This window comes from Streptomyces sp. NPDC058240, from assembly GCF_042882135.1.
GTDB lineage: Bacteria > Actinomycetota > Actinomycetes > Streptomycetales > Streptomycetaceae > Streptomyces.
In genome coordinates, this window is sequence record NZ_JBHVWT010000059.1 from 20,153 (window position 1) to 28,460 (window position 8,308).

11 protein-coding genes and 3 pseudogenes are annotated in these 8,308 nt (G+C 67.8%); 7 read left to right on the top strand and 7 right to left on the bottom strand.

Annotation, left to right across the window (positions count from 1 at the left end; all coding sequences use genetic code 11):
* Positions 1 to 89 precede the first annotated feature (89 nt).
* The 3 genes and pseudogenes from ACFVX4_RS37520 (at position 90) to ACFVX4_RS37530 (ending at position 1,291) form a co-directional block, all read left to right on the top strand.
* Positions 90 to 686, top strand: a complete 597-nt coding sequence (locus ACFVX4_RS37520; RefSeq protein WP_389986664.1) for a TetR/AcrR family transcriptional regulator — start codon at positions 90 to 92, stop codon at positions 684 to 686.
* A gap of 2 nt (positions 687 to 688) precedes the next feature.
* A pseudogene (locus ACFVX4_RS37525) lies at positions 689 to 1,009 on the top strand (hypothetical protein); the annotation flags it as partial.
* 33 nt (positions 1,010 to 1,042) lie between these two features.
* Positions 1,043 to 1,291 (top strand): hypothetical protein, encoded by a 249-nt coding sequence (locus tag ACFVX4_RS37530; RefSeq protein WP_389986667.1) that lies wholly within the window; start codon positions 1,043 to 1,045, stop codon positions 1,289 to 1,291.
* Between the two features lie 64 nt (positions 1,292 to 1,355).
* On the opposite strand, the pseudogene ACFVX4_RS37535 reads toward ACFVX4_RS37530, so the two are convergent.
* A pseudogene (locus ACFVX4_RS37535) lies at positions 1,356 to 1,598 on the bottom strand (DDE-type integrase/transposase/recombinase); the annotation flags it as partial.
* Between the two features lie 76 nt (positions 1,599 to 1,674).
* Between ACFVX4_RS37535 and ACFVX4_RS37540 the strand changes: the two are divergent.
* Complete coding sequence (locus tag ACFVX4_RS37540; protein ID WP_389986670.1) at positions 1,675 to 1,890, top strand: hypothetical protein; 216 nt, start codon at positions 1,675 to 1,677, stop codon at positions 1,888 to 1,890.
* Between the two features lie 102 nt (positions 1,891 to 1,992).
* Here the strand turns inward: ACFVX4_RS37540 and ACFVX4_RS37545 are convergent, their stop codons facing one another.
* On the bottom strand, positions 1,993 to 2,475 hold the full coding sequence (locus ACFVX4_RS37545) for a hypothetical protein (RefSeq protein ID WP_389986673.1): 483 nt from the start codon (positions 2,473 to 2,475) through the stop codon (positions 1,993 to 1,995).
* A gap of 81 nt (positions 2,476 to 2,556) precedes the next feature.
* On the bottom strand, positions 2,557 to 2,721 hold the full coding sequence (locus tag ACFVX4_RS37550) for a hypothetical protein (RefSeq protein WP_389986675.1): 165 nt from the start codon (positions 2,719 to 2,721) through the stop codon (positions 2,557 to 2,559).
* Positions 2,722 to 2,846: 125 nt separating this feature from the next.
* On the opposite strand from ACFVX4_RS37550, the gene ACFVX4_RS37555 reads away from it, so the two are divergent.
* Positions 2,847 to 3,464, top strand: coding sequence for a TetR family transcriptional regulator (locus tag ACFVX4_RS37555; protein WP_389986678.1), 618 nt, complete (start codon positions 2,847 to 2,849; stop codon positions 3,462 to 3,464).
* A gap of 88 nt (positions 3,465 to 3,552) precedes the next feature.
* Positions 3,553 to 4,347 carry an SDR family NAD(P)-dependent oxidoreductase gene (locus ACFVX4_RS37560; protein WP_389986681.1) on the top strand — a complete coding sequence of 265 codons (795 nt, stop codon included), beginning with the start codon at positions 3,553 to 3,555 and terminating at the stop codon, positions 4,345 to 4,347.
* A 110-nt stretch (positions 4,348 to 4,457) separates the two neighbouring features.
* Here ACFVX4_RS37560 and ACFVX4_RS37565 read toward each other — a convergent pair whose 3' ends face one another.
* The 4 genes from ACFVX4_RS37565 to ACFVX4_RS37580 form a co-directional block, all read right to left on the bottom strand.
* Positions 4,458 to 5,252, bottom strand: a complete 795-nt coding sequence (locus ACFVX4_RS37565; RefSeq protein WP_389986685.1) for a hypothetical protein — start codon at positions 5,250 to 5,252, stop codon at positions 4,458 to 4,460.
* Positions 5,253 to 6,020: 768 nt separating this feature from the next.
* The gene (locus ACFVX4_RS37570; RefSeq protein ID WP_389986691.1) at positions 6,021 to 6,578 is read right to left on the bottom strand and encodes a hemerythrin domain-containing protein; all 558 of its coding nucleotides are present in this window, start codon (positions 6,576 to 6,578) and stop codon (positions 6,021 to 6,023) included.
* Between the two features lie 415 nt (positions 6,579 to 6,993).
* Positions 6,994 to 7,281, bottom strand: a complete 288-nt coding sequence (locus ACFVX4_RS37575; protein ID WP_389986688.1) for a hypothetical protein — start codon at positions 7,279 to 7,281, stop codon at positions 6,994 to 6,996.
* Between the two features lie 212 nt (positions 7,282 to 7,493).
* Positions 7,494 to 7,706 carry a hypothetical protein gene (locus ACFVX4_RS37580; RefSeq protein WP_389986694.1) on the bottom strand — a complete coding sequence of 71 codons (213 nt, stop codon included), beginning with the start codon at positions 7,704 to 7,706 and terminating at the stop codon, positions 7,494 to 7,496.
* Between ACFVX4_RS37580 and ACFVX4_RS37585 the strand changes: the two are divergent.
* Positions 7,606 to 8,166 (top strand): annotated as a pseudogene (locus tag ACFVX4_RS37585) (IS3 family transposase); the annotation flags it as partial. The gene ACFVX4_RS37580 and the pseudogene ACFVX4_RS37585 overlap by 101 nt on opposite strands.
* Positions 8,167 to 8,308 lie beyond the last annotated feature (142 nt).

Consider the following 8,308-nt stretch of genomic DNA (forward strand, 5'->3'; position numbering starts at 1 on the left):
GGCAGGGACCACCCTCAAATTGATACAGTACGACTTGTATCAATTCAAAATCCGGTTACAGTCCGCAAGCCGACCGAAAGGACTTCCTCGTGTCCCCGCCCCCGCGTACCGCCGGCCGCCAGAAGGATCCACAGATCGACGCCGCTGTGCGCGTCGCAACGCTCGACCTGCTCGCCGAGGTCGGCTACTCCGAACTCACCATCGGACAGGTGGCCAAGAACGCCGATGTCTACCGGCCTGCCATCTACCGCCGCTGGCCCTCGAAGCAGCACCTGGTCACCGACGCGCTGGCCACAGTCCTGGGCACTACACCGACGGTGGACAGCGGCGACCTGCGGGCTGATCTCCTCGTTGGCATCGGCAGCCTGGTAACCGCGTTCGAGACCACCGTCCTGGGCCCCGTCCTGCCCGCGCTCGTCGCCGACCTCGCCCGCGAACCCGAGCTGCGGGAGAGCTTCCTCGACGACGTCTTCCACGCCCGCCGGCGCAGCACCGAAGCCGTCCTGCGCACCGCCGCCGCACGCGGCGACATCCGAGAGCTCGACCAAGCCGAGATGGAATTCACCCTCGACGCGCTCGCGGCACCGGTCTACTACCGGGCCCTTTTCCGGCACGCCCCGCTGGACACCTGCTTGGTGGAGCGCACCGTCGACCTCGTGCTGGCGGACCTGCGGAACGGCGGCTGAGTCTCAGGCGGCCCTGGGAGAAGCCGGCCCCGCCGAACAAACTCACGCCCGCCCGGGTCCGCAGAGAGTTCAGAAACCTGCGCGCGAAAACCGGTTCTCCGGCCGGTGCACCGAAGCCGTCCCGCCCCGGTCCCGGACGGCCACCCGGCTCGAAGAACCGCCACTCGGCCACCGGTCACGACGTGGGCCGAGTCCTCGCCACAGGCGAGGCATACAGCCGCCCCGCCCATCACGCTGTCGGCACGAAGCCCGGCGCGGGACGCTGCCTCCGCCCCGGATCTGAACGCTTCCGCACCTTCGGGTTGGATTGCAGAGTTGCGTGACGCGACGACGGTCACGAGCAAGGGGGGAATGGGTTGTTCATTTTTGGTGTGCTGGTCCTGATGCTGTTCATCCTGGCCATCATCTGGGCCGTCCTCGGAGTGCACGGTCTGCTTCTTGGCCGCATGCCGGACCATTGGCTCCAGCAACGAGTGCGGCAGCCCAGGCTCTGGGGAGCGGGCGCCCTGCTGATGCTGGTCAGCTGGAACGTGCACTCACCATCGCTTCTCGCCGTGGGAATCGGCCTCGTCGCACTAGGACATGTCGTGAAGCCCACGCGGTGAATCCGTTGGCCGGGGACCCTCCCGAAGTTGAACGACAAGCTGAGCAAAGGCCCTGAACCGGGGCTCTGTCAGCGGCCTTGTCCCGCCGGTTCTGAACGAGGATGTCCAGGACATTGCCGTCCTGGTCGACCACCCGCCACAGGTAATCCTGCTCGCTGTTGATCTTGATGAAGGCCTCGTCCAGATGCCGCTTGTCCCCGGGGCGGGGCCGCTGGCGGCGCAGCGCGCCGGCGTACGCCTGACCGAACTTCAGACACCAGCGGCGCACGGTCTCGTGGGAGACGGTCACGCCGCGCTGGAGCATTAGCGAGGGCCAGGAAGACCGACAGATTCTGGATCACCTCCACGGGGAGCCTGGCCCACGGCTTTCCGTCGCCGCGCCGATGGATCTCCGGCCAGCCCTGTTCAACCGCGACCCGGCCGACCTCGCGCCAGTCGAGCTGGTGGTCGAGGTACCCGGCACCGACGGGATCGATCTGGTCGCCACCACGATCCGCAGCCGCCAGCTGGAGCGGGGCGCGGTCATCGGTGTCGCCCGCCTCGCAGATGTACCTACGGAACTTCGCGGACGGATAACCGAACGCAGGTCGTGCGGCTGACAGATGGGTTGGCCCTGCGGAACGTGCGAAGTGACCGCAGGGCCGACCCGGGAGCACCGTCCTGTCAGGGCACTCACGTCCGAACGTACGAGCAGCAGCGGTTCATCGCCCGGTGAGCTGCTGCATATGCATCCGGTGCCGTTGACGGCGCTGGGCTGAGGGATGAGACGGCCCGGTCGGGGTCGGCTCATCGGTGCGCGCGGGTGGTGGCGGTCTATTGGCCGGCCCAGGTGGTGGCGCCCTGGATGGGGTGGGCAGGGGGCGTCGTTGTGTGGTGGGGCGGTTGGTGGTGGTGGCGAGGATGTTGTTGAAGGCGGTGATGAGTTCTTCGAGTCGACTGGTGGTTCCCTGGCTGGGGGGCTGCGGTTCCGGGGTTGGTTCAGGGTCGGTGTGCTCGGCGGTCGCCTGGTGCCAGAGGGGTTCGAAGTAGGTGTACTCGCCGTCGAGTGTCTGGACGAGCAGCTGGATGTCTTCCAGCGTGCCGGAGCTTTCAGCGGCGTACGCCATGTGGTCGCGCAGCTGCGCGGCGAGCTTGTCCGCCTTCGCCTGGTCGACCTTCGCGGCCTTCTTGTACGCGGTGGCCATGACCCGGGTCTTCCTCGCCAAGAATCGGGCCGCGTCCACATACTCCGGAACGCTGGAGCGGACTCAGAGGCGGCCTCCTTCTCAGCCTGCTCCTTGGCCAGAGAGCGCCGGTTCCTCCTCCGCCTTGCGTGGAAGCTGCTGCACGATGCCGTTGATGGTCTTCTGGCCGACCTGGGCTTGGTGACCGTCCAGCTCACCGGCGATGGCGCAGAGCAGCGCGCCGCCGTCCGGGGAGCGAGCCTTCACCACCGAACTCGTTGTGAGCGAGCCCCACGCGATTCGGTCATTGCCTGCGGCAACCTAAGGCCCTCCGAGCAGTGCGGCTCCTGATCAACTTGAAAAACCGACTCGAAGGTATTTACTATCGGGGCATGGGAAGGCCAGTGGACCAACTGACACCGAAGGGCGCGGCGACGCGCCGGGACATTCTGCGCGCCGCCGCCCGTGTCTTCGACGCCAAGGGGTATGCCCTGGCCCGGATGGACGACGTGGTGAGCGAGACCGGCCTCACCAAGGGCGCCGTGTACTTCCACTTCAAGAGCAAGGCCGCCCTGGCCCATGCGGTCGTCGACGATCAGAAGCAGGGGATGCTTGCGCATGTGCGCAGGCAGCTCGAGGGGCTCGGAGGGCCGGCCGCACAGGTACGCGGACTCGTCCCCGTCCTCGTGGACCTCGTCATCGCCGAACCCGCGGGATGGTCCGTCGTACGGCTCGACCGCGAGCTCACCACCGAGTCACCGCAGGAACACGCTCAGGTGTCCGTTCTCGCGGAGTGGGTCGGCCTGGTCGAAGAACTCCTCCTCGCCGGCGCCCGCGCGGGCGACCTGCATCTTTCGGCCGACGCCCACGCGCTGGCGACCGTATTCGTGGGCGCGTTCGACGGGCTGAAGGGCATCCTCGAGGCCACGGGGCGCGCCACTCCCGAAGAGCTGCGCCGTGCAGCGGGCGTTCTCGCCGAAGTCATTGAGGCGACCATCGAAGCTCGCTGAACGCGGGCAGGCCGGACGCCGCGCACGTCGGCCACCTCGGCCTTTTCATCGCCAAGAAAAAAACCTTTGAGTCGGTATGGAGATAGAAATGAACTATTCGGACACTCTCACCTCCCAGCTGGCCGTCGTCACCGGCGCTTCGTCAGGGATCGGCGCCGAGTTCGCTCGACAGTTGGCCGCCCGCGGTGTGGATCTGGTCCTCGTCGCCCGTTCGAAAGACAAACTGGAGGAGCTCGCCTCGACCCTGCGGACCAAGCACGGCGTGACCGTCACGCCGATCGCCCTCGACCTCTCCCGGCCCGACTCCTCCGAGACCCTCGCGCGCACGCTCGACAAGCAGGGCACCGTCGTGGACATCCTCATCAACAACGCCGGCTTCGCTTCCCACGGCGACCTCGCCGAGGCCGACCCCGGCCACATGGCGTCCCAGGTGCAGCTGAACGTCGGCACGCTCGTCGGCAACACCACCCGGCTCCTGCCCGGCATGGTCGAGCGCGGGCGCGGCACCATCATCAACGTCGCCAGCACGGCCGGATTCCAGGCAGTGCCACACATGGCGGTGTACTCCGCGACGAAGGCATTCGTCCTTTCCTTCACGCGTTCCCTCTGGGGCGAGACCCGCGGCACCGGTGTGACCGTCCTCGGGATCTGCCCGGGCGCCACCGACACCCCGTTCTTCGACGTGGCCGGTGACAACGCGTCGGTCGGCGCCCGGCGCACACCGCAGCAGGTCGTCGCCACAGCACTCGCGGCGCTCGGCGGACGCAAGGCGACCGTCGTCGACGGCGTCGGCAATGCCCTGGTGTCACGCGTCATCAGCCGCCTGGCACCGGAGCGCCCCCTGATCCGCATCGCCGAACGCAGCGTACGCCCGAGCGCGTGAAAGGCCCGCCGGCGAGCCGTGAACGCACCCCACCTCGTCGCGCTCGTCCGCGCCGAGCCCGCTTCGAACGCAGCCACCTCATCGCACGCCCCGGAACGAACTCAACCCCACTACAGATGTGGACATCTACTCGGCCCTCTTGTTCCAAGGCGTGCACCAGTGTGCGTATAGATGCCTCGGTAGTGGCCGAGCGCGGTCTCGCGGATCTTCTCGTCGCTCCAGAAGGCGAAGCGGCCGGGTGACAGGCGATCGGGGGCGACGAGGAGGTTGACGGTTTGCAGGAGCATGTTCGCGAGTTGTCGGCCGACGCCGCCGGCATGGGTGACCCAGGAAGCTTCCGCGAACCACAGGCCGGGTACCCCCGCAGCGGGGCCGACCAGGGGGAGTTCATCAGAGGTCAGGGCGAACGCACCGTTGAGCCTCCGTCCCTGGGGTACTTGTCGGAAGGCCGGGACAAGGGCGGTGGTCTCAGCGATGGCGGTGCCGAAGACCGCTTCCCGGAAGGACAGTTCGGCCGATGTGAGCGTCGGGGACGGGGCCAGCGGGAGCGCCGCGTGGGCGTAGCTGCCCAGTCCGTAGCGGCGGCCGTGGCGGCGGGTATGGACCGCGTGGTCGGGGTAGCGGACGATCCGTGTGTCGATGGGGGTCTCGTCGAGCGGTCGAGGCTGCCTGGGCAGCGGGCGGCGGCCGGTCTCCGGTCTTCCGCACCGTGTGCCGGTGCTCCCACTTGGCGACGGGCTATTGGCGGCTTCCTTGGAGACCGCGGCGTGAACATCGTGGATGAGGTCCTGCTGTGCTTCGGTAAGGCCGCACAGGAGTGGTTCCTCGCTGCCGGAAGCACTCTGGCTGCCGCAGATGGTCGGGTTGCCGAAGATGTACTCCTGCGGGCCGCCCAGGACGGCCACGAGCGAGGTGGCGAAGCGGTTCGGCGGGTACGCGCCAGCCAGGCAGGAGACGTCACCGACGTGGCCCTGCAGACCGTGGCCTCCCCCATGCGGCGCGCTGAATGGTGAAGGCTGCCGGGCCCCATGCTGTGGGTCCGTATCTCTCGACATCTGTTCTGGGACGCCGTCTCGGAACTCCAGCAAGCCGTCGGGACGTATGAGCGCGTAGATGCCAGTCATGACAATCGGTGCCGTCTCTGCATCGGCAGCGGGCTCCCGCAGGAACCAGGGCCAGCGGTTCGGGCCGGATACGGCCCAGTCGGCCCTATCGCAGCCAGGTGCTGCGGAGATCTCCTGTAAGCAGGATGGTTTCCCGGCGGTGGGGCGGGCGCGCTCCCACCGCCGCCGCTGCCTCAGGCTTGGATGATCAGGGCGCCATCACGGTCGCGGATGACGAGGGTGGCGCCGCGCTCGCTGATCCGTCCCGCTGTCTCGTCCGCGTCCCTGACGGCGAAGTGACGGGGTCCAGACGGCCGGATGGCCACCGCCCGGGCAGCATCCGATTCCGGCGACCGGTCTGCCGTGCGCCAGAACCACCGAGAAGTTGCTGCCGAGTGTGCTGGGCCTGAACGTCCAGTTCATGACGCCGGAGCAGAAGGACTGTGCTGCGCGCAGGTCCTGTGCCATCAGGTTCACCCAGCAGGGCGCACCGGCCACCGGCACGATTCCTTCGAGAGGCGGCATTCGATGCTCCTCCGGGTGCGTAATGGACGGCAGGGCATGTCAGGTTCAGCCGGTGGTTGTGCGGAGCAGGTCACGTACCCGGTCCACCAGCCCGGCTCCAGGAAGGAGCATTCTGTTGGCGGGCGTGATGTTCGGGAGGGAGGGATGGGGGCGGGTGGGGGCCGTTTCCCTGGCCCGGCGCACCAGATACCCGAGCTCGTCCAGCTTCTCGGGCGGGAGAGCCGCTGCGAGTTTCGGGAACAGCTCGCGCTCTTCCTCGCGCACATGGGAGGCGACCTCGAACTTCAGCTTCGCGATCGTGTCGTTGAACTGCGGATCATCGACGCTCAGGTCTTCGAGGTCTTTGAGCATCCGCTCGACTCCGGCGTGATCGGCGAGTTCCTTGTCGGCCAGTGCCGCACCGTGCGGGACGTGCTTGCGCACCACGGGGTAGAGGTGCAGTTCCTCGGCGACGGTATGCCGTACCAGTTCCGCAGTCAGCCTGTCTGCCAGCACCCGTCGCCGGGGATGATCGATCGGCTGCAACTCGATCTGCGCAAACAGCGCCTCCAGCTCACGGTGATCGGCCATCAGCTCCACGATCACATCGCCGCCAGGTTCCATCACAGCACCCTTTCCTCGGGGTCACGTCCCTCGAGAGGAGGGTGCAAGCACACAGACAACACGCCCTGGACACAAAACCTTCACTACGCGCGCGAGAACAGCCCCGGCACTCACCTCCACGGCGCAGCCACGCCGGGGACCGCAATGCCGCCTGGCCTCCTCGGGCCGACCGGGTTTACGGCTGCTCGTACCGGTGGGCTTCGGCTCCGCGCCTTTCGACCCAGATCGGGCTGCGACGGCCCGGTCCTGGCAGTGCTCGCACAGGTGCGGGTGCGACTGGCGCTTGCTCCAGTCCCGGGTGTAGCCGACCGCCTCCCATCGGTCGTCGGTGAACTTCTGCCCGCAGTCCTTGCACACCGGCCGCCGCGCCTCCCGCTGCGCGGCTTCCCGGGCCTCACGGCGCCGCGGCAGGGAGTCAGTCCGAGTCCCAGCCCGTCCCGGCGTCGTAGTCCTCCGGTTCAGGCAGGTTCTTGCCGCCGCCGGAGGAACCGCGTCGGCCGCGATCACGGTCGGGAAGACCCGCACGGAGGAAGATTCCGACGAGGGAAGCGAGACCCACGGAAACGGCAATGATCTTGTGTATCCCTGACGGATACTCATCACCTGTGATCACGTGCTCCGTCACCAGGGTGACGATCGCCGCGAGGGCCCCGAGCGAAACAGCGAACGTGACGGCTAGGACCAGCCGTTCCCCGACGCTCAATGACCGTCCACTCACACGCGCCACCCCCGCCCGTGACGTACCCGCCTCTCCCAGTGTGAAGGACAGGGAGCACCGGGCCAAGCCTGCGGCCGACGTCCTCCAGGAGCTCCTGGACCTGCGCCGTTTGCTCGGGCTCGATCTCGGGGGCGTAGGCATTCAGTCACTCCGGCGGTTTACCGGGCGGGGTTCCCGGTCGGTGCCGCCCGGTGGGGTCAGGCGTCGCAGGTGTCGAGCATCCGGGACAGGGCTTCGGCCTCGGCGGCGTTGGCGGTGAGTTGGTAGTTGGCCTTCACGCTGATCCAGGCGCGGCTGTAGGTGCATCTCCCGGCCCGCGCGGCCCGACAGGCCGCCGATGAGCGGCTCGCGGCCCGGATACGCAAGGCCCACCGGGACTCCGACGGCACCTGCGGAGCCCCGAGGGCCACCGCCGAGCTCCGCGACGAGGGCGGCCCAATGGTCAATCGCAAGCGCGTTGCCAGGATCATGCGGGCCATCGGCCTTCAGGGAGTGCGTCTGCGGCGCCGGCACCGCACCACCGTCCCGGATGCGGCAGCGGTGAAGGCGAAGCACACCGATCACGGGGCCCAGTACACGAGCCGGGCCTTCCCTGACGCCTGCCGCCTCGCCGGCGTCCGCCAGAGCATGAGCGCGGTCGGTAGCAGCGCGGACAACGCCGCCGCAGAATCGTTCAACGCGACCTTCAAAAGAGAGACGCTGAAAGGGCGAAAGGGCTGGCCAAACGAACGCGAGGCCCGACTCGACGCCTTCCGACGGCTGACCCGATACAACACCCGACGCCGGCATTCCCGGCTCGGCCAGCGATCCCCGATCGCTTACGAGAACACCTTCCACCCAACATCAACTACCCTGACCCGAGCCGCATAGACGTGTTCAAAAGCCGGGGTCAAGGCCCAAGGCCAGGTAGTTAACGATTTCGCAGGTCACGCAAGGGGTGTTGGGGTCCATGCAGTGGCGGCGTAGAGGCCGGGGCCAAGTTTGTGGATGAGGCCGGTCTCGGCCCATCTGG

What these genes read in the sequence shown, in the direction of transcription:
- ACFVX4_RS37540 (WP_389986670.1), top strand. Translation starts at nt 1,675, where the DNA reads ATGGATCTCCGGCCAGCCCTGTTCAACCGCGACCCGGCCGACCTCGCG.
- ACFVX4_RS37545 (WP_389986673.1), bottom strand. Translation starts at nt 2,475, where the DNA reads ATGGCCACCGCGTACAAGAAGGCCGCGAAGGTCGACCAGGCGAAGGCG.
- ACFVX4_RS37555 (WP_389986678.1), top strand. Translation starts at nt 2,847, where the DNA reads ATGGGAAGGCCAGTGGACCAACTGACACCGAAGGGCGCGGCGACGCGC.
- ACFVX4_RS37560 (WP_389986681.1), top strand. Translation starts at nt 3,553, where the DNA reads ATGAACTATTCGGACACTCTCACCTCCCAGCTGGCCGTCGTCACCGGC.
- ACFVX4_RS37570 (WP_389986691.1), bottom strand. Translation starts at nt 6,578, where the DNA reads ATGGAACCTGGCGGCGATGTGATCGTGGAGCTGATGGCCGATCACCGT.